The sequence below is a fragment of the Salinibacter grassmerensis genome (genome assembly GCF_947077765.1).
Lineage (GTDB): Bacteria > Bacteroidota > Rhodothermia > Rhodothermales > Salinibacteraceae > Salinibacter > Salinibacter grassmerensis.
Genome location: NZ_CAMTTF010000001.1, coordinates 907,760 through 926,865 on the forward strand (window position 1 = coordinate 907,760; position 19,106 = coordinate 926,865).

Sequence of the window (19,106 nt, forward strand, 5' to 3'; positions counted from 1 at the left end):
TCCCCCACAACTCCCTTCTGTCCCACGGCGGAGCGCCTCCAGGCGTCGTCCGGCCGTGCGGTCGACTTTTTGTTTTTGACGACGACCTCCCGGGCACATGTACCTCAGCAAACTTGAACTGCAGGGCTTCAAGAGCTTTGCGGACGAGACCACGCTCACGTTCGACCCCGGCGTTACCACCATCGTCGGGCCGAACGGGTGCGGCAAGTCGAACATCGTCGACGCCATCCGGTGGGTCATCGGCGAGCAGCGCCCCACCGTGCTCCGGTCGGAGAAGATGGAGAACCTCATCTTTAACGGCACGGCGGACCGGCGCCCGATCGGCATGGCGGAGGTGGAGCTGACGATCGAAAATACCGACGGGGTGTTGCCCACAGAGTACGCCGAGGTGACGATCGGGCGCCGCCTCTTCCGCGACGGCACGTCCGAGTACTTGATGAATGGCACCACGTGCCGCCTCAAGGACATCACGGACCTGTTTATGGACACTGGAATGGCGGCGGACGCCTACTCGGTGATCGAGCTGAAGATGGTCGACGAGCTGGTGTCCGGCTCCACCGAGGACCGCCGCCGCATGTTTGAGGAGGCGGCCGGCATCACGCGCTACAAGATGCGCCGGCGCCAGGCCCTCCGCAAGCTCGACGGCACGCAGTCGGACCTGGAGCGCATCCGCGACCTGACCGACGAGGTGAGCACGCAGGTCGAGCGCCTGGAGCGGCAGGCCGACAAGGCCCAGCGGTATCAGGAGGCGGAGACGGAGCTGCGGCGCCTGGAGCTGCGGCTCGCACAGGTGGAGTACAATCGGCTCACAGAGCGCCGGGACACGCTGGCGCACCAGGAGGCGGAGCATGCCGAGCGGGCCGAGGCGATGGCCGGCGACGAGCAGGAGACCGAGGCCCGTCTTCAAGAGCTGCGGGAGACGCTCGCGACCCGGGAGGCCACGCTGCAGGAGCGTCGGGAGGCGCTGCAGGAGCACCGGGCGCGCGTCCGGGAGCTGGAGGCGGAGCAGCGGCTGCAGCGCGAGCGCCTCACCCGTGCCCGGGGCGACCGCGACGAGGCGCGACAGGCCCAGGAGGAGGCCCGCGAGCGGCGCGGGGCCCTGACCGACGAGGTGCAGCGCCTGGAGAGCGCCCTGGAGCAGGCCCGGCCGGCCCTCGACGACGCCGAGGCCACCCTCGATGAGGCCCGTGAGGAGCGGGACGCGGCGGAGGCGGCCGCGAACGACCGCCGTGAAGATGTTCAGGGCCTCCGTGAGGCCGCCGAGGCGGCGGAGGCGGAGCACGCCGAGCAGCGCCGGGCACTCGACCAGCGCACGAACCGACACGAACTGCTGGAGGACGAGCGGACCCGCGCCCGTGCTCAGTACGATGATCTGGCGGAGAAGATTGAGGGGCTCGACACGCGCATCGAGGAGGCGGAGGCCGATCGCACCGCCGCCCAGCAGGCGCTCGACGAGGCCCGCTCGGCCCGAGCGGAGGCCACCACGGCGCGCGACGAGCGGCGGGCCGCTCTGGAGGCGGCGCAGGAGGAGCTTCGGGAGCTGGAACGCCGCCGGGACGCCGCCGAGGCGGAGGTAGAGCTTCTCGAGGGCCTCGTCGGCAGCTACGATGAGTTTTCGGACGCCGTGCAGTTCCTGGCCGCTGAGGAGCTGTTCGACGACCTCTACACCGTGGCCGACGTGCTCGGGTGCGACGACGACGTCCGTGTGGCGCTCGACGCGGCCCTGGGCGACCTCGCGTCCTGCGTGGTCGTGCCCACCGTCGACGACGCACGGACCGCCGTGGCCCGCCTGCGCGACGCCGACAAGGGTCAGACGTCCTTCCTCGTGCTCGACCGGCTTCCCGATATGCCACCGTCCGCGTCGGCGCCCGACGGGGCGGTGCCCCTTCGAGAGGTCGTCCGCACGACGGACCCGGCGTACGCGCCCCTGGCCGACACGCTGCTGCGCGATTGCTACCTCGTCGACACGCTGGAGGAGGCCGAGGCCCTCGCCGGGCAGACGCAGGACGCAGCCCGCTCGATGCGGGTCTTTGCCCGCACGGGCGAGTGGGTCGACTCGACGGGCGTCCTTCGCGGGGGGAGCCGGCAGGACGACGTGTCGCCGGCCGCGAGCCGCCTCGGGCGCCGCGAGCAACTGGCCCGTGCCCGCGAGCAGCAGACGGACCTGCAGGCGGCCTGCGAGGAGCAGGAGGCCGCGGTGGCGGAGGCGGAGGCCGCCCTCGACGCGATTGACCTGGCGTCCCACGAGTCCGCGGTGGAGGAGGCCGAGGCGACCCTCGCCGACGCCGAGCAGCGCCTGGAGCGGCTCCGCTACGAGCGAACGTCGACGGAGGAGCGGCGCGCCGAGCTGCAAGAGCGCCTCGACGAGATCGACGACGAACTCGCCGACCACGAGGACCGCGTCCATGACCTTCGAGAGACGGTGGAGGCGGCGGAGGCGGAGATGCAGCGCCGGCGGCAGGAGCGCGCCGAGGCGGAGGAGGCCCTCGCCGAGGCGGAGGAGCGCGAGCGGGCGGCCGTCGACGCATTCAGCGAGGCGCAGGTGGCGACCGTAGAAGCTCGGAACCGCGTCGACAACCTGGAGCAGGACCTGGAGCGGGCGCGGGGGCAGATCGACGAGCTCGACCGGCAGACCGGCGAGCGCAAGGCCACCCTTGAGGACCTGGAGGCCACCATCGAGGAGGCCCTCGACAAGCAGACGGAGCTGGACGAGCAGATCGAGGCCCTCCGCGAAGAGCGCGAGGACCGCGACCAGTCCGTGGAGGCGGCCGAAGCGGCGCTCCAGGAGACGAAGACACAGATTGAAGAGGTGGAGTCCCGGCTCCGGTCGATCCGGCAGGAGCGCGAGGCCGCCCTGGAGCAGAAAAACGAGGCCGCCGTGGCGCTCACGAAGGTGGAGACCCGCACCCAGGACCTGCTCGACAGCATGGAGGCGGACTTCGACCGCGACCTGGCGGACGACCCGGTGTCGGTGCCCGACGCATTCGACGAGAGCGAGGCGCAGTCCGAAGTCAAGAGCCTACGGGGGACGATCAACGCCCTGGGCGATGTCAATCCCCTCGCCCTCGAAGAGTACGAGGAAGAAAAAGAGCGCCTCGACTTTCTCCGGGAGCAGAAGGCGGACCTGGAAGAGGCGGAGGACACGCTCCTTGACACCATTCAGGAGATCAACACGAAGGCCTCGGAGCGTTTCATGGAGACCTTCGACGAGATCAAGGAGAGCTTCGGCACCATCTTTACCGAGCTGTTTGGGGAGGGTGCCTCGGCGGAGTTGCAACTCGAAGATCCGGACGACCCCATCGACTCGGCGATTGAGATCGTGGCGAAGCCGCGGGGCAAGCGGCCCGTGACGCTCGACCAGCTGTCCAGTGGCGAAAAGGCCCTCACGGCCACCGCGCTGCTCTTCTCCATCTACCTGGTGAAGCCGAGCCCCTTCTGCGTCCTCGACGAGGTGGACGCGCCGCTCGACGACGCCAACGTGGAGCGCTTCATGAACCTCGTCCGGCGCTTCGAGGACGATACCCAGTTCGTGCTTGTGACCCACAACCAGCGCACCATGGACCTCTCGGACCGCATGTACGGGGTCACGATGGAGGAGCAGGGCGTGTCGACGCTCGTGGGGGTAGAGTTCGACGAGGCCACGGAGCTGACCGAGTAGGGCGGGGGCGGTGAGGCGCGTCGTGTACCCTGGCATCCCAGAGACCCGAGTCAAATGGACACGTTGCTCACGGAGGTGCTCGACGTGTTGCGCCGCACCGGCCTCGACGCCGTGCTGGTCCTCACGGGGGCCGCCGTGCTGGGGCTGCTCGTCTACGCCGCGGTGCACCGCGGCCTTCGTGCCCTGACGCGAGGGGTGGAATGGAAGCTCCCCCTGCGCGGGGCGCTCCTTCGTCGGACCCGCGGGCCGCTGCGTGTGCTGGTGCCCGTGGTGTGCGTCTACTTGGCGCTTCCGACGGTCCGTGGGGCGTTCTCCGACACGGCCCGGGTGGTGCTCGACAACGGGCTGCAGGCGCTGTTCGTCGTGGGGGTGGCCTGGGCGCTTCTCGCAGTGCTCTACGCCGTGGAGGAGGCCGTTTCGGAGCGGTACGAGACGGACGTGCCGGACAACCTGGAGGCCCGAAAGATTGTCACGCAGACGCGCATCCTCCGCCGGATCGCCGCGACGGCCGTCGTTATCGTCGCGGGCGGCATCGTGCTCATGCAGTACGACCCCCTCCGCGAGCTGGGGACCGGCATCCTGGCGTCGGCGGGCATTGTGGGCATTGTCGTCGGCGTCGCGGCCCAGCGCACGCTCGGGGACCTCATTGCCGGCATTCAGATCGCGCTCACTCAGCCCATCCGGGTCGAGGACGTGGTCATCGTGGAGGGGGAGTTCGGGTGGGTCGAGGAAATTACGCTGACGTACGTCGTGGTGCGCGTGTGGGACCGGCGGCGCATCGTCCTTCCCATCACGCACTTTTTGGAGCAGCCCTTTCAGAACTGGACCCGGACCTCGTCGGATCTCATCGGCACGGTCTTCCTGTACCTCGACTACACAGTGCCGGTCGAAGAGCTGCGCGACGAGCTCCGGCGCATCGTGGAGGCGTCGGAGCACTGGGACGAGGACGTGGTGGGGCTTCAGATGACCGATGCCTCCGAGCGCACCATCACGCTGCGGGCCACCGCGAGCGCCAGGGATGCCTCCACGCTGTGGAGCCTGCGCTGCGAGATCCGCGAGCAGCTCGTGGCTTACGTCCGCGAGCACTACCCCGACGCCCTGCCGGCACTGCGGACGCGGCTCGACAGGCCGGGGGAGGGCAAAGGCCCGGCGGAGAACGATGAGGCATAAGCGCCTAGCAAGGTAGAGGACGGGGGCTGTTCATCCGTCGCCCGAACCACTGCCGGCTGCCTTTCGCGAAATGCCGGTGGCGGGGTTGGGCCCGAGAGGGTACCGCCCTCTCACGAACGAGTCGGGATGCTCGGGGAGGCAACACCCCCCCAACCGGGACGGCGATATCACGTCGAATACCGAACGGGCACCCCCCTTGCGGTCTGCTCGCTAGAGTGCGCTCGTTGATCACGCCGACCGCACGCTACGCTGAAGAGGAGCCGGAGGGAGAACCGTCGCCGAAGTTTTGCTCTGCCAGCGCCTGGCCGCCTCCCCCTACGTCGTTGGCTGAGGGTGTCGCCGGGGTCCGATCGTCGCTGGCAGAACGCTCAATGTTGAATTGTCGGACTGTCTCCTCAAGCTCCTCGCTGAGCATTTTCAGGCGGTTGGCGGTGTCGGACACCTCGGTGACCCCGGCTGCCGACTCCCGGGCGGCCGTCGAGATCGACTCGACGCTCCGGGCAATCTCCTCACTGGTGGTGGACTGCTGCTCGGAGGCCGCCGCAATTTCGTCGGTCCGCTCCTCGACCTTCGAGATTGCCGTCACGATCTCTTCGATCGCCTGCCCAGCCTCCTCGGCCAGGTCGAGCCCCTTCTCCGCCCGCTGGCTGCTCTGACGTGCAGTGCCGACCGCGCCATCGATCTCCGCGCGCACCTCATCCATCATGCCCGCGATCTCGTCGGTCGCCGCGTCGGCCTCCTCCGCGAGCTCCCGCACCTCCTCGGCCACGACGGCAAAGCCCTTGCCCTCCTCACCAGCCCGAGCGGCCTCGATCGCCGCGTTAAGGGCCAGGAGGTTGGTCTGATCGGCAATCTCGTCGATGCGGTCGACGACCTGGTCGATCTTATCCCCGTAGGTGCCGAGGCGCTCGATGGTCTCGGTCGTGTCTTCGATGGCGGACGCGATGCCTTCCATCTGGTTGGTGGCCTTGCGGACCGTCTCCCCGCCTCGATGGGCCTTCGTGCTGCCCGTTTGGGCGACCTCCGCGGTCTTCTGGACGCTTTCGGCGTTGCCGTTGATCGTCTGGTTGAGCTGCTCGACGGCGGCGGCCACCTCCTCGGCCTGGGCGGACTGCTCCTCAGCGCTGGCGGCCATCTGGTCGGAGGAGGCGCTGATCTGCTCGGTCGCCGTGGCGGTGGAGGTGGCCGCCTCCCGCACCTGACCGACAATGGAGCGGAGGCCGGAGACCGCCTCGTTGAAACCTTCGAAGAGGCGCCCGATGGCCCCGTCCCGGCCGGCCGGGAGGCGGACGGTGAGGTCCCCCTCGGCAAAGCGGCCGATGGCCTCCAGCATCGTGTCGACGCTGTCCTGGAGGCGCTCCTTCTGGCGCTCGGACTCCTCGACGGCCTCCTCGACGCGGCGCTCGACGGAGGCCTTCTCCTCCTCGAGCGCCTCCTGGGTGGTGCGAATGTCGCGGATCATCTCGTTGAATCCGCCGGCCAATTCCCCGATCTCGTCGTCAGCCTGGACCGAGACTTCTACGTCCAGGGTCCCCTCGCTAACGGCCTGAGCCCCGTCACGGACGCGCCGAATGCGGCCCGTGATGCGGCCGGCGAGCCAGAAAACAGCCCCGATGCCCATGCCCAGAATCAAGAGGTTGATGAACACTGTCAGCATCGTCTCCGACCAAATCTCCGACATGGCCTCCTCCAGCGAGTACGCCAAAACCACGTTGCCGTAGCGTTCCCCGTCGTACTCGATCGGGTGGGAGGTGCGCAGTAGCCCGCCCTGGCGAATCGTCGATTCGGCCTGAAGCAACGCCCCCGTGTCGACCTGAAGCTCGTCGGGATTGTGGTCGAACAGAACCGCGTCTTTCTCGTCGAGGATCGCGACGTATCGCACCTTCGAGTCGTTTGTGGCCCAGTCGAAGGTCTTCTTCACCAGGTCGTAGTTTGAGTCGGCCAGGCCGGTCCCCACCGACAGGGCAACCATCTCGCTGAGTTCGTTGACCTGATTCCGGGCCGCGTTCAAACTATCCGAGCGCTGATTGAGTGGATAGTAAATCGACACGAACAAAACGAGAGCGACGAACGGAACGGCAAAGCCAACAATTAACTTGGCCCGAAGGGATTCGCTTAACCGGTCGATCATAATCGGAAAGACTCTGCTGCGTCAGAGAAAGGTGAAAGCGAGTGGAGTACTACTCGATGGTCGCGATAACCTTGACGGCGTCCGTCACCGCATCCGCCGGCACATACCCAATTGCCGCCGGGGTGCTGCTTACTTCATCAATCATCTGGTTGGGGGATACCTTCTCGGGGGGCTGAGCCTCCCCCGAAAGCTTTTTCCGCAGCCATACCTTCTTGACGTCGCCTACGGACTGCCCGAAGTAGTCGTAAAAGCCAGACTTGGTCTCGCTGTCGGAGTTTAGGTCAAAGCGAACAATCTGCGATCCATTGTCCCATTTCCCCTGTTCGAGGAGGTAGATGTCTTCGAGGGCATCAGCATCGATCTCCTCAACCGGGACATCCTGGTGGGCGATGACGGCAACTTGGGCGTGGCTTGTGCCAGCCGTGCCCAGGAACAGCAGGGCGGTGAATAAGAGAAGTAGGCGCTTCATAAATTTCTCGCGTGGATCTGAGGCAAAGGAAACGGTGTAGGGTAGAGAGTAAGACATGCGTCTCGACGTATTTCCGAACTGGTGACGGACGCATGGCCGGCTCGGGACTGTGCTCTGCCGGGCGACTTCTGCCTAAAAGGTGACACTGGCGGCGAGACTGAAGAAGTTTCCGGTGTAGTCCCCGTCCCGGATCCTAGACCGTCGGTAGCCTGCCTTCAACCGTACGGGGAACACCGGGCGGTACGAGACACCTCCTCCGAAGGACGCAAGATCGACATTTGATCGGTTCTCTTCGACGGCGTTGTAGAGTACGTGGACATCGAAGTTGCTGGTGACCTGGTACCCGGCCACACCGTAGTAGAACAGCTGGTCCAGGTTCTCACCCAGGACGCCGCTGAGAGAAGGACTCTGCCGCAGCCCGTCCCACTTGGCCTCCTGCTCGTCGGTTAGGCTGTACGTGACCGAAATGATCTCGCTTTCGACGAAGAAGTCGTTGATGTCGAAGGACAAGTCAGCTCCAATTCGATACCGGTCCACGTCTCCCAGACCAGCGGGCACGGAGGTCTGCGCGATAGATAGATCCACCTCGCGCATGTTTGCCTCGTCAATGGTGCCTGAGACCCCGGCCTTCACGCCCTCGTACTGAACGCCGACTCGTCCCCCGAAGAGCTTGGAGTAGGTCGTGTCGGTTCCGGACACGGGGTAGCTTGCATCCCCGGAAGTTAGATACCCGGGGTCACTGTTGCCCACGTAGGCTGCGTAATCGACCTCGACCTCCCCGACGGGAAGGGTGCCGTACACCTGGCCGTAGGCCCGCTGGGGCACGTAGTCCCCATTGCCGATCAGGTTTTTGTAGGATTGCTCGTAGACGTAGGGCCGAGTGACGTACGGAAGCAAAGGCGTCCGATTCTTGATCTCGTTCAGGTTGTTAAACTTCGGAATGAGGAGGCCTCCTTTTATCTTCAATGTCTGACCGTACTCGTACCGCACCCATCCCTCCCCAAGACGAGCGATGCCGAAGTCTTCCCCGGAGTTGTAGCTGTTGAGAAACTCAGCGCTGACGAACGCCCCGAAGTCGTCCCCGAAATCTCTCGCGAAGAATAGGTTGAGCTGAGGAAGCCGGAACGAGCTGTACCCGCTGTCGCCGCTACCGTCGTCTTCCGCGACGTATCTACCTTGCGCCTGAAAGAAGCCGTAGATGTTGAGATCGTCCGACTGCCCGTGCGCCGGGTTGGGGGCAAAAGTGAACATCAGCGCTAGTGCAACGATGCCTGCGTACAAAGGGGAGGTCCTGCCAGTTGACATGATACTTATCTGACTTTATCCAAGAAAAAGTGGAAGACAAATCTAGAAGCGTTATTGTGCTTATCGACAGTCAGGTCTCGGTCTTAAATCAAGGTCCCTCTATTAGACCAAATTCATTTTTTTAAAATGACAAAAACCTAACGTAACAAAACAACACAAAATTAAGCCCTGAATTCATTACCTGTGTCTCCCGCAGCTTCCTTCGGGCCGCCTCCCTCACCGTTCGTTGATTCTTTCCGGTTTCAGTCTTCCTCTCAAGTCTTTTCGGCCGTGGTGGAAGAGAGTAGAGGGAAAATCTGTCGAGGACTGTCGGTGGTCTGCAAGACGCAGACCTACCCCGACATAACATTTCGGGTATGACAAATGGTGTGGTGAGGCACCGGTGAAAAGTGGATGGCCGGTGCCGCTATCGGGCTTTCCTCCGATTGAGGCGAACGAGAGCTGCATACTCCGGCGGGGGCGACCGCACGAGACCGGCCCACTCATCGTGATAATCTGCCGGCCTCTGAACGCCCAAGATGTGTCTCCACGATGGGCGAGAGACAGAACGCTCGCACGCTGATTCGGACGAGCAGAGCGCCTGAAAGACAGGGATGTCCCAGGCGTGGGCCGAGTGGTTACTCCACTGAAACGATACTCACTGACGTCGGAGACGAGATCGTCGAGAAGAAAGAAGGAGAAATCGGGTCCGCGCGTGTCCGCATGCTCCCGTCCCATGCTGGGCGTGAAGGAAGCCGTCTCGACTGCGCGTGACGATCAGCCCTTGATCACGCCCAGGGGACGAAGCCGGGCAGCCTTTTCGGACAGCCTGACGCCCTCGACGGGCCCTTCCCCGTCGGCAGTGCCCGTGTCGCGCCCTCCCGGTGCAGCAGACTTTCTGCTCGTGGCCGTTCACCCGACGAGGCCCGAACGTCGCGATGCTGTGCACCCCCTCGCAGACGTTGCGGTCGTAGCCCCAATGAACATCGGGCGTGGCCTGGGGGACGCCGACGACAAGATGGCCGATTTCGTAGAGCCAGCCGGGCGCGTCGGGAGACGGGACGAGGGAGGGGAAATGTGCAGCAGGCAGGCCGCTCGTCCGGGCCCAGTGCCTGCTGCGATGGTGTGTAGGAGGAGGGACGCTCGGTCACTCCACGAACTCAACGCCGCCGACGTTGAGCCGGGCGCCTCCCTTTGCACTCTCGTCAACGCGGACGATCCAGTCGTGACCCTTCACGACCTCGTGGACGATATTCAGCCCCAGTCCCGTCCCGGCGTCGCGGGTCGAGTAGCCAGTCTCGAACACCTCCGACCGCTCGTCGGCCGGAATGCCCGGACCATTATCGGCGATGTAGAACCCGTCCGCTCGCTTCCCGATCGTCACCGTGTCTCCCCCGTGTTCGACGGCGTTGCGGACGAGGTTCTCGATCAACTGGTGAAGCCGGGACCTGACCGATCGTTCTCAACCTGAATGCTACCTCGTCGGCCAGTGGCCTCCTGCATGTGGTCGCGGAGCGCGTCATCCGGTAAAAGGTCCGCGACGGACGGGCCAGTTGCGTCGTCGAGAAGTCGCAACATGGCCCGTCCAGTTGAATTCACCCCGACGATCCAGTTGTTCTGATCCAGTGTGCTAGGAGGCAGGCCGCGCCGAGCGCGAATGGAGGGCGATCAGGAAAGCCCCTGCGTGGACCACGTCGTTGGATCGGATGCCTGTGTCGTGGGTTTTATGGCACGTCTCCATATCTCCAGTGGCTTCCTCCCGTCTTTTTCCAACGCTCTGTCCCGGTCGCCATGCCCGAAGAAGACCTCCCCGACGCATCCCGTTCCGACTCTGGACGCTCGCGCCGCCTGCTGAAGTGGGGCGGGGGGTTCCTCGGTGGGCTTGTCGTTCTCGTTCTCGCCGCGGCCCTCATCCTGCCTCGTCTCTTTACCTCCGAGCAGCTGAAGGGGTACGTCGTGCCGCCGCTGGAGGAGGCGACGGGGCGACAGGTACACATCGACGCGATTGGGCTGCGCGTGCTGCCCGCTCCTACCGTCCGCGTCTCCGGCTTTCGCCTCGCCAACGCCGAGGGCTACGGGCCCGCACCCGCCGTGGAGGCCCGGGCGCTAAACGTAGACGTGGCCCTGTGGCCCCTGCTTCTGCTGAACATTCGGCCGACGGCCGTGGCCCTGGAGGCGCCGGTGGTGCGCTACGAGGTGGGCGAAGACGGGACGACCAACTTCGACGATCTGGGGGCGACCGACACGACCGCGGCGGCCGACGGGTCGCCGCTCGCCGGCATCCCCGTGTCGAGCTTTCGCGTGTCCGAGGCACAGATGAACTACACGGACCGGTCCACCGGGCAGGCCCTCCGACTGGACTTCGGGGCGCAACTGAGCGCGCGTCCCGATGGGCCGGCCATCACGAGCGAGGGGACCGTCGACCTGCGGTCCGTACGGGCGCTGCTGCCCAGTGTGAGGCCCGACACCCTCGCGGTGCAGGAGGCAGAGGCCACGTACAGTGTTCGTGTGATGCCCTCCGAGGGCGAGGTGGATGTCCAAACTCTCCAGTTTAACACGGCGCCGGTCACGGTCTCGACGAACGGCACGATTTCGGGGGTGAACACGCGGCCTGTGCTCGACCTCACGTTCGAAACGGGGCGGACGGACCTCGCCGAGATTGCGGCGTTCGCGCCGGCCGCGGCGGTGGCGGGCGTCAACCCGCAGGGCACGCTCGCCCTTGAGGGAACAGTCACGGGGCCGCTGGCCGACACGACGGAGAGCCTGACCCTGTCGGCCACGGGGCAGCTTGCCGAGGCGGGCGTGGACTACGAGGGCACGGCCCTGCTCCGCGACCTGAGCGCCGATCTGTCGCTCGCGCTCGACTCGGTGGCCGTGCGGTCCATGGACGGGCGTCTGCTGGGGGCCTCGCTCACCGGCGACCTGTCGGTGCGCGATCTGGGGGACGCCCCCCGTCTCACCCTTCAGTTGAAGACGAGCGCGATGGATCTCGCGGACCTTGCGGCCTTCGCCCCACCGGAGCAGATTGGCAGGTACAACCCGCAGGGCACGCTCCGCCTCGACGCGACGGCACGGGGGCCGCTGCCGTCGGACGTGGCGTCGATGCAGCAGCTCGTCATTGACGGGGCCGGACGGCTCGCGGGTGGAGGCGTGGACTATGAGGGGGAGGCGCTCCTCCGCGACCTGCAGGCGGGGCTCGGGTTTTCAGGCACGACGGCCTCGGTGCGCGGCCTGGACGGACAGCTTCTGGGCCGTCCGGTCTCAGGGGCGATCAGTGTACGCGATCTGTTCGGCCAGCCGCAGGTGGAGGGGCAGTTGGCCGGAACGGCGAACCTGCCCCGCCTCGCCTCGCTCGCGGGTGACGCCGCCACGGTGGGGGCGATCGAGGGAGAAGCGGACTACGACGTCCAGTTCGAGGGCCCGATTGATACGCCCGACGCGATTCAGCCCCAGGGCTCGGTGCGTCTGGCCGATGTCCAGGTCCCGTACGAGTCGTTTCGGAGTCCGGTCGAGATTCCCGACGCGACCGTGCAGCTGACCGGCACGGGCCTCTCGATGGACCGGTTTTCGATTCGGTCGGGCGATCAGGCCGCGTCGCTGCGGGCCACTGTACAGGATCTGTTTCCCCTTTCGGCGGGGATGGCGGAGACTGACCCCGCGCTGTCCGCGACCTTTACACTCACCGCCGACCGCCTCGACCTCGTGTCTCTCTACCCGGAGGCCGACACGTCGAGCGCCACCTACTCACAGCTCTTCGCCGCCCACCTGTCGGGGGCAAAACTGGATGGGCAGTCGCCCGAGGCCGTAGCCGAAGAATTATATGGAGGCGTCGAGCTACCGGCCTACGCCGTGGAGGGTCGCGTCGAGGTCGGTACGTTGCTGAACGACCCCCAGCGCTTCGACGCCCTGTCGTTCGACGTGCAGATGGACGACCGGCGGCTGCGGGTACAGAACCTGGCGGGGACCACCTACGAGGGCACCCTTGCCGGCTCGCTCACGCTCGATCAACGGGCCTCGGCGTCCGCTTCCACGGGGCCGACCTCCGGCTCAGTCTGGCTTGCCGCGACGGCTCCGGGGCGTGTCCCCTCGACGACTGCCCCCGCGCCTGCGTCGGCGCTCATGTACGATTTTGAGCTGCGGGACGCACAAGCCGGGGCCGTCCTTGCAGACTGGACGACACTGGGGCGCTTCGTGACCGGCACGCTCACCCTTGACGCCGATGGAGAAACGGCCCTGACGGACGGCTTTCTGCCCCGGGCGGAGGCCTTTACTGCCATCGGGCAGTCGCTGGTCGCCAACGGCGGGCTATCGCTCGACGCGGGGCCGGCCCAGGCCCTGGTCGACGCGTTGAATTTGCCGTCGTCTTCCCTAAAGAAGTTCAACCGCCTCGGCGGCCCGTTCACCATCGAGGACGGCCAGTTTCGACTCAACACGTGGGACTTCGGGGGGGCGCGGGTTGAGGGGCAGCTGGACGGCGCGTTGGGCCTGAGCGGCGGCGTGGATCTCGACATGACGCTTCAGGTCCCCCTCTCGGTCCTCAACAATTCTGGGCTGGCCGGGCGTTTGGGGGGAGGAGATGGACAGGTCGGGACCCTCCTCAACAAGCTCGTCGGGGGAGACGCTGGCGCCGAGGCCGTACCGGTGACGGTCCGCCTCGGGGGGACGATGCGCGACCCCTCCGTGGAGGTCTTGAATAAGGACGCCATCACGTCGAACATCCGCTCGCTGGCGAAGGAGGAGGGGCTCAACCGGCTCCGAAACCTGTTTGGGGGCGACGGAGGAGAGTAGGGCAGCCGTCCGGAAGCGTCCCGCGGAGGGTCTCACCACCCGAACACGGGCTGGGGGAGCGGGGGCCACTCGGAGGGCCCGAGAGGCCCCTGCGCGGCGGGGATGATGTTCTCTGCCAGCAGGCGCATGATCTGCTCGTTGTGGTCCTCGCTGCCACGGGGGCGGTCCCGGAGCGACGAGGTACAGGCCATGACGAGATCGAGCCGGGGGACCACGAAGACGTACTGCCCGCCGTAGCCCCAGGCAAACGCCACGCGTTCCCCCCCAAGTTCGTGCGTAAACCAGAGGTATCCGTACTGGTGATCGCGGTAGGTGGAGCGCACGTAGGTCCGCCACGACAGGTCGACCCAGTCCGCCGGCAAAACCTGTTGGCCCCGAAAGCGGCCATCATTCAGGTACAGCTGCCCGAACCGCAGCATCGCGCGGGGCGTGAGGGCCATGTTGTTGCCGCCGAAGTAGCGGCCCGTGGGCGCCCGCTGCCAGCTCTGGACGCGCACGCCGAGCGGGTCGAAGAGGCGGTCCTGTGCAAAGGACCGGAGCGACCGGCCACTCGCCTCGGCGAGGACAGCCCCCAGAATGTGCGTGGTGCCGGTGCTGTAAATCATGTCGCCCCCCGGCCGGTCGACCATGGGGCGCCGCAACGCGTCTGCCACCCAGTCGGGGCTTGAGACCCACGCGCCGTAGTTCCCGAAGCTCGTCGATTCGAGGCCGGTCTGCTGCGTGAGCAGGTGGTCGATCGTAATGCGTTGCTTGCGGGGGGCGTCGGCGAGGAGGGTCGGGAAAAACGGACCAATGGGCTGCTCGACGCCATCCAGGATGCCATCTTCGACGGCAATGCCGGTGAGGGCACTCAACACGCTCTTGCTGGCAGACTTGAGGTTGGCTCCCTGAGCGGGGCTGCGTCCGTTGAAGTAGACCTCGGCCACCGTCGTCGAGCCGCGGGCCACGAGCAGGCTGGTGAGGGGAGGAGCGAGGTCGGCGGCCCGGTCCACAGCCGTGGCGAGCGCGAAAGCGTCGAATCCGTACGACTTGGGCGGGTGGGCCCTCCACGTCTCCGTCGTGGGGCCGGACTGTGCATGCGCCGGGGCCGCCACCAGGCACAAGAGGAGCAGGCCGCCCAGGGCCGAAGGCGCGAGGGGCCAGCAAAGCGCGCTGCGAGATGTCGCGGAACAGAAGGACATGGACACGGGCGATTTGAGAGCGTGGCAAACCGCCCGTGCGTACTTTGGGGCCCGCATTGTGTTCGTATCTGCAGAGGCCGTCACATCCGACGGGGGTCACTCTGACGTCCTCGAGCGCGTCTCCGCCGAGCGCGAGTCGGTAGACAGCGAGCCCCTGGAGCACGTTGTCACCCTGGCTGTGGAGCTGGCCCGAGAGGGGTGCGAAGACCGCACGGTCGGAACCATTTTTACCGTAGGCGACGCCGATGCGAGTGGATTGGACATCCCTGGCGGACTGGGCAGTCGCCACCGGGCGGCCGCCGCCATCACGCGTGTCACCGACGCCCCTGTCCTCATCCGCAGTGACGATCAAGTGACCGTGCTAAGTCGGGCGGAGTGAAGGTTGTCATTCGGGCAGGGGACACCTACTTTTGAAGCGCTGTTCTTCTCCGGCCACCCCACCATGCCATGCCTGTACGCTCGACGGCTCGCATTCTCGGCTGTGCACTTCTGTTCGTGATCGGTGTCCTCGCCCTCCCGGCCTGGACGACGACCCCGAACCCCCCACGCTCCGGCTCGTCATCCGGAACGGCCGGCCCCGCTCCGGTTCCTGAGTATGCGGAGAACGGGATGGTGGTCTCCGCGAAAAAGCGCGCCTCCCAGGCGGGGGTGTTGATGCTCAAGAAGGGGGGCAATGCCGTCGACGCGGCCGTCGCCACAGGCTTTGCCCTGGCCGTCGTGCACCCCTACGCCGGCAACATCGGCGGGGGCGGCTTCATGGTGATCCGCCGGCCCGACGGCTCGGTCACGACGATCGACCACCGCGAGGATGCGCCCAGCGGGGCCACCCAGGACGTGTACCTCGACGACGACGGCAACGCTGTGCGCCAGCGCAGCCGGCGGGGCCATCTGGCCTCGGGGGTGCCGGGCACCGTGGCGGGCCTGCTGAAGGCGCTCGACGAGCACGGCACGCTCGACCGCGCGACGGTGATGGCCCCGGCCATTCGGCTCGCCGAAGAGGGCTTCCCCCTGCCGCACACAATGGCGGAGGACCTGAACGACCGCTACGAGGCGTTTGCCGAGTTTCCGGCGACGAAGCAGTACTTCACGAAGGGCCGTTCGTCGGAGGGGTACCGAGCCGGGGAGCAGTTTGTGCAGACGGACCTGGCCCGCACCCTGAAGCGCATTCGTGACGACGGAAAGTCTGAATTCTACGAGGGCGAGACGGCCTCGCTCATCGCCGAGCAATTTCAGGCCAACGGGGGGCTGATCGACGAGCAGGACCTGGCCGAGTACGAGGCGGTGGAGCGGGATCCAGTGACCGCCACGTATCGCGGCTACGAAGTACACTCGATGGGGCCGCCCTCGTCCGGGGGCGTCGCCATCGCCCAGCTCCTCAACGCGGCCGAGATGAGGGACATCGACCAGATGGGCTTCAACTCCAGCGCGACCGCCCACTACCTCGGGGAGGCCATGCGCCGCGTGTTTGCCGACCGTGCCAAGTGGCTGGGGGACCCCGACCATGTGCAGGTGCCCACGGAGGGGCTCATCCAGAAGGACTACATGCGCAAGCGGATGGCCTCCTTCGACTCCAGCCGCATCACGCCCACCGACTCGGTGCGGGCGGGCGAGCCCATGCTGGCGGGCGAGTCGATGGAGACAAGCCACTACTCGGTCGCCGACAGCAGCGGCATGGCCGTGAGCGTCACCACCACGCTCAACAGCGGCTACGGCTCGAAGGTCATGGTCGATGGGGCCGGCTTCTTCATGAACAACGAGATGAACGACTTCGTGCTGAAGCCGGGCGTGCCCAACCAGTTCGGCCTTTCCGGGACGAAGCGCAACCTTGTGGCGCCGGATCGCCGCATGGTCTCCTCCATGTCGCCCACGATCGTCGAAAATCCGGACGGCGAGCTTTCCCTGGTGATCGGGGCGCCGGGCGGGTCGACCATCATCACGACCACGTTCCAGGTCATCATGAATGTGATCGACCACGGGATGGACATCGAGCAGGCGGTGACGGCCGGACGCCTGCACCACCAGTGGAAGCCGCGTCACCTCAGCCACGAGGAGTTCGCCCTTTCGAGGGATGCGGTCCGGAATCTTCGGACGCGTGGGTGGGAGGTGGAAGAAGGGGTCTTCGGGGGCATCCCGCGCTGGGGACGCGCACAGGGCCTTCGCGTGACGCAGTCGGGCGATGAGGGGCGGGTGTTCTACGGCGGATCGGACCCGCGGGCCGACGGCGCAGCGGTGGGGTTTTGACGTCCTGCACAGAGTGCCCCGAACGAACGAGTGTTTCTAGGCGTCGGTCGGGTCGTAGTACGCCGAATAAGGAAAGGGTTTTCTGAGCCACCCGCAGCGTTGAAGTGGCATATACTTACGACCTCTATCCTGAAATTGGCATCCTTCTCATCCGAAATGAAGGGGACCTGTGGGCCGGGAGGGACATTCTAGGCAGCGCGAGGGAGGTGGTGTCGGACGAGCGGATGGATCCCGGCCTTGATTGGATCTACGACCTCCGATCGGTTCAGGAGGTGGTAATCGGGGTGGAGGACATGGAGCACATCCTCGAACGATTCTCGACCTACCGGGCAGAGGGACGGGTAGCGAGCAGCAGTGCGTCCGTCATCGTCCGGACGGAAGATGTGAATCTGCACCTCACGCCCACCCTCTACAAGCACCGCGCCGATCGGCCCGACGAACTGTTTGAGACGGTGAAGACGATGGAGACGGCGCGGCAGTACCTGGGTATCCAGAAGGCGGACTGGGACGCCGCATTGGAGGGGAAATGACCGAGAAGAGCAACGGAGGTGCCCGTACGCGACGGGGTACTGGTTGAGCACCTTACTGCGTTCGGGGCGCGGGCGCCTGCCAGTCGAATTCCTCTTTGCTCATGTCCTTGTCGACCGGGACCGGGTAGTCGCCCGTGAAGCAGGCGTTGCAGTAGCTGAGGCCGCTGTGGTTGGCCCGCTTCACGGCCTTCATGAGGCCGCCCACGGAGAGGTACGCCAGGGAGTCGACGCCGAGATAGTCCCGCATCTCTCCAATGTCGTCGAATTTGTTGGCCAGCAGCTCGTCGGCGTCGGGGAAGTCCATGCCGTAGAAGCACGGGCTGATGACCGGCGGGGACGACACCCGGAAGTGGACGCTCTTGGCACCGGACTCGCGCAGCATATTCACGAGGTAGCGCGCCGTGGTCCCCCGCACGATCGAGTCGTCGAGCACCACGACGGTCCGGTCTTCCAGGAGGCCCTGCACCGTGTTGAACTTGCAGCGCACCTTCATCTCGCGGCGGTCCTGGCCGGGGGCAATAAAGGTGCGGCCCACGTAGTGGTTGCGGATGAGGCCGAGGTCGAACCGGCAGCGCCGCCCCATGTCCTGACACTCCTCCGCAAACCCGAGCGTGGAGGTGTTGGCCGAGTCCGGTACCGGCACCACGATGGGGGTCTTCTCGTCGTCCTCCGCCTCCTCGGGAATGGGGGCCTCCTGTGCCAGCTGGATGCCGAGCTGGCGCCGCACCTTGTCCACCATCTCCCCGAAGATCTGCGAGTCGGGGCGCGAGAAGTAGACGTACTCAAAGACGCACTGACTGACCCCGTACTTCGTCGGGATCTCGTGGCTCTCGAAGTCGCCGTCGTTCACGCACCCCTCGCGGTCGATTACCAGGATTTCGCCCGGCTCAATGTCGCGCACGTACTCCGCGTCGATCATGTCGAAGGCACACGTCTCGCTGGCCACGCAATAGGCCGGGCCGTCGTGGTGCTCCGGCGTCTCCAGGCGGCCCAGGGCGAGGGGCCGGAATCCGTTTGGGTCGCGGACGGCAATCATGTGCTCGTCCGTCATCAGGAGCAGCGAGTAGGCGCCCTCAATCTGCATGAGGGCGTCGACGATCTGGTCGAGGTGGTTCTGCCGACGACTCTGGGCCGTCAGGTGCAGAATGAGCTCGCTGTCGCTGGTGGTTTGGAAGAGGGTTCCCTGCTCGCGGAAGCTCTCGCGGAGCTCCTTCGCGTTTGAGAGGTTGCCGTTGTGCGACAGGGCGAGGTTGCCCTTCCGGTGGTGCACCACCAGGGGCTGGATGTTGTCCCGGTTGGAGGACGCCCCGCTCGTGGAGTAGCGGTTGTGCCCGATGCTCACGTCCCCGAGCAACTGCTCGTTGAAGAGGGCCGGGTCGTCGAACACGTCCAGCACGAGGCCGAAGTCCTTGTAGGCCGGCATCGTGGGCTGCTCCTGCTGCTCGTCGTAGGTGGAGGTGACGATGCCGGCGGCCTCCTGGCCCCGGTGCTGCAGGGCATGCAGGCCGTAGTAGGTGTGCCGGGCGGCCTCGGGGTGGTTGAAGATGCCGAAGATGCCGCAGTGCTCTTGAACGGCGTCGCTCATGGGGCAGCGGCGAGGACAGGCCGCGGAATGGTGGGATGGGCGCTGGGCGGAAATTTTTCGGCGACCAAT

13 protein-coding genes are annotated in these 19,106 nt (G+C 66.1%); 6 read left to right on the forward strand and 7 right to left on the reverse strand.

Translation table 11 applies throughout. From position 1 onward, the window contains the following. The first annotated feature begins 97 nt into the window (after positions 1 to 97). Positions 98 to 3,658 (forward strand): chromosome segregation protein SMC, encoded by a 3,561-nt coding sequence (smc, locus tag OJB03_RS03485; protein ID WP_263785323.1) that lies wholly within the window; start codon positions 98 to 100, stop codon positions 3,656 to 3,658. Between the two features lie 54 nt (positions 3,659 to 3,712). Beyond that, positions 3,713 to 4,828 carry a mechanosensitive ion channel family protein gene (locus tag OJB03_RS03490; protein ID WP_263785326.1) on the forward strand — a complete coding sequence of 372 codons (1,116 nt, stop codon included), beginning with the start codon at positions 3,713 to 3,715 and terminating at the stop codon, positions 4,826 to 4,828. A 244-nt stretch (positions 4,829 to 5,072) separates the two neighbouring features. On the opposite strand, the gene OJB03_RS03495 is transcribed toward OJB03_RS03490, so the two are convergent. From OJB03_RS03495 to OJB03_RS03515, 5 genes are all read right to left on the reverse strand, one after another. Next, positions 5,073 to 6,959, reverse strand: a complete 1,887-nt coding sequence (locus OJB03_RS03495; protein WP_263785328.1) for a methyl-accepting chemotaxis protein — start codon at positions 6,957 to 6,959, stop codon at positions 5,073 to 5,075. Between the two features lie 49 nt (positions 6,960 to 7,008). Next, positions 7,009 to 7,428, reverse strand: coding sequence for a type 2 periplasmic-binding domain-containing protein (locus tag OJB03_RS03500; RefSeq protein ID WP_263785330.1), 420 nt, complete (start codon positions 7,426 to 7,428; stop codon positions 7,009 to 7,011). A gap of 132 nt (positions 7,429 to 7,560) precedes the next feature. Then, positions 7,561 to 8,679, reverse strand: coding sequence for a hypothetical protein (locus tag OJB03_RS03505; RefSeq protein WP_263785332.1), 1,119 nt, complete (start codon positions 8,677 to 8,679; stop codon positions 7,561 to 7,563). A gap of 1,180 nt (positions 8,680 to 9,859) precedes the next feature. After that, positions 9,860 to 10,144, reverse strand: coding sequence for a sensor histidine kinase (locus OJB03_RS03510; RefSeq protein ID WP_263785334.1), 285 nt, complete (start codon positions 10,142 to 10,144; stop codon positions 9,860 to 9,862). Then, the gene (locus tag OJB03_RS03515) at positions 10,141 to 10,290 is read right to left on the reverse strand and encodes a hypothetical protein (protein WP_263785336.1); all 150 of its coding nucleotides are present in this window, start codon (positions 10,288 to 10,290) and stop codon (positions 10,141 to 10,143) included. Before OJB03_RS03515 ends, OJB03_RS03510 begins: the two co-directional genes overlap by 4 nt. A gap of 213 nt (positions 10,291 to 10,503) precedes the next feature. On the opposite strand from OJB03_RS03515, the gene OJB03_RS03520 reads away from it, so the two are divergent. Continuing rightward, the gene (locus OJB03_RS03520) at positions 10,504 to 13,500 is read left to right on the forward strand and encodes an AsmA family protein (protein WP_263785337.1); all 2,997 of its coding nucleotides are present in this window, start codon (positions 10,504 to 10,506) and stop codon (positions 13,498 to 13,500) included. A 32-nt stretch (positions 13,501 to 13,532) separates the two neighbouring features. Here OJB03_RS03520 and OJB03_RS03525 read toward each other — a convergent pair whose 3' ends face one another. After that, entirely contained in the window at positions 13,533 to 14,681 is a 1,149-nt protein-coding gene (locus tag OJB03_RS03525; protein ID WP_263785339.1) for a serine hydrolase domain-containing protein, read from the reverse strand. Between OJB03_RS03525 and OJB03_RS03530 the strand changes: the two genes are divergently transcribed. The 3 genes from OJB03_RS03530 to OJB03_RS03540 all read left to right on the forward strand — a co-directional run bounded on the left by OJB03_RS03530 (position 14,680) and on the right by OJB03_RS03540 (position 17,452). Continuing rightward, on the forward strand, positions 14,680 to 15,060 hold the full coding sequence (locus OJB03_RS03530) for a diadenylate cyclase (RefSeq protein ID WP_263785341.1): 381 nt from the start codon (positions 14,680 to 14,682) through the stop codon (positions 15,058 to 15,060). The two genes, OJB03_RS03525 and OJB03_RS03530, sit on opposite strands and share 2 nt — an antisense overlap. Positions 15,061 to 15,128: 68 nt before the next feature. Further along, complete coding sequence (ggt, locus tag OJB03_RS03535; RefSeq protein ID WP_263785343.1) at positions 15,129 to 16,922, forward strand: gamma-glutamyltransferase; 1,794 nt, start codon at positions 15,129 to 15,131, stop codon at positions 16,920 to 16,922. A 104-nt stretch (positions 16,923 to 17,026) separates the two neighbouring features. Next, positions 17,027 to 17,452 carry a hypothetical protein gene (locus OJB03_RS03540; protein WP_263785345.1) on the forward strand — a complete coding sequence of 142 codons (426 nt, stop codon included), beginning with the start codon at positions 17,027 to 17,029 and terminating at the stop codon, positions 17,450 to 17,452. Positions 17,453 to 17,504: 52 nt separating this feature from the next. Here OJB03_RS03540 and purF read toward each other — a convergent pair whose 3' ends face one another. Further along, positions 17,505 to 19,037, reverse strand: a complete 1,533-nt coding sequence (gene purF, locus OJB03_RS03545) for an amidophosphoribosyltransferase (RefSeq protein WP_263785347.1) — start codon at positions 19,035 to 19,037, stop codon at positions 17,505 to 17,507. Positions 19,038 to 19,106 lie beyond the last annotated feature (69 nt).

Excerpts from the sequence above, each read along its gene's own strand:
- OJB03_RS03490 (WP_263785326.1), top strand. The coding sequence starts at position 3,713 with ATGGACACGTTGCTCACGGAGGTGCTCGACGTGTTGCGCCGCACCGGC.
- OJB03_RS03505 (WP_263785332.1), bottom strand. The coding sequence starts at position 8,679 with ATGTTCACTTTTGCCCCCAACCCGGCGCACGGGCAGTCGGACGATCTC.
- OJB03_RS03515 (WP_263785336.1), bottom strand. The coding sequence starts at position 10,290 with ATGTTGCGACTTCTCGACGACGCAACTGGCCCGTCCGTCGCGGACCTT.
- OJB03_RS03495 (WP_263785328.1), bottom strand. The coding sequence starts at position 6,959 with ATGATCGACCGGTTAAGCGAATCCCTTCGGGCCAAGTTAATTGTTGGC.
- purF (WP_263785347.1), bottom strand. The coding sequence starts at position 19,037 with ATGAGCGACGCCGTTCAAGAGCACTGCGGCATCTTCGGCATCTTCAAC.
- ggt (WP_263785343.1), top strand. The coding sequence starts at position 15,129 with ATGCCTGTACGCTCGACGGCTCGCATTCTCGGCTGTGCACTTCTGTTC.
- OJB03_RS03520 (WP_263785337.1), top strand. The coding sequence starts at position 10,504 with ATGCCCGAAGAAGACCTCCCCGACGCATCCCGTTCCGACTCTGGACGC.
- OJB03_RS03530 (WP_263785341.1), top strand. The coding sequence starts at position 14,680 with ATGGACACGGGCGATTTGAGAGCGTGGCAAACCGCCCGTGCGTACTTT.
- OJB03_RS03525 (WP_263785339.1), bottom strand. The coding sequence starts at position 14,681 with ATGTCCTTCTGTTCCGCGACATCTCGCAGCGCGCTTTGCTGGCCCCTC.
- smc (WP_263785323.1), top strand. The coding sequence starts at position 98 with ATGTACCTCAGCAAACTTGAACTGCAGGGCTTCAAGAGCTTTGCGGAC.
- OJB03_RS03500 (WP_263785330.1), bottom strand. The coding sequence starts at position 7,428 with ATGAAGCGCCTACTTCTCTTATTCACCGCCCTGCTGTTCCTGGGCACG.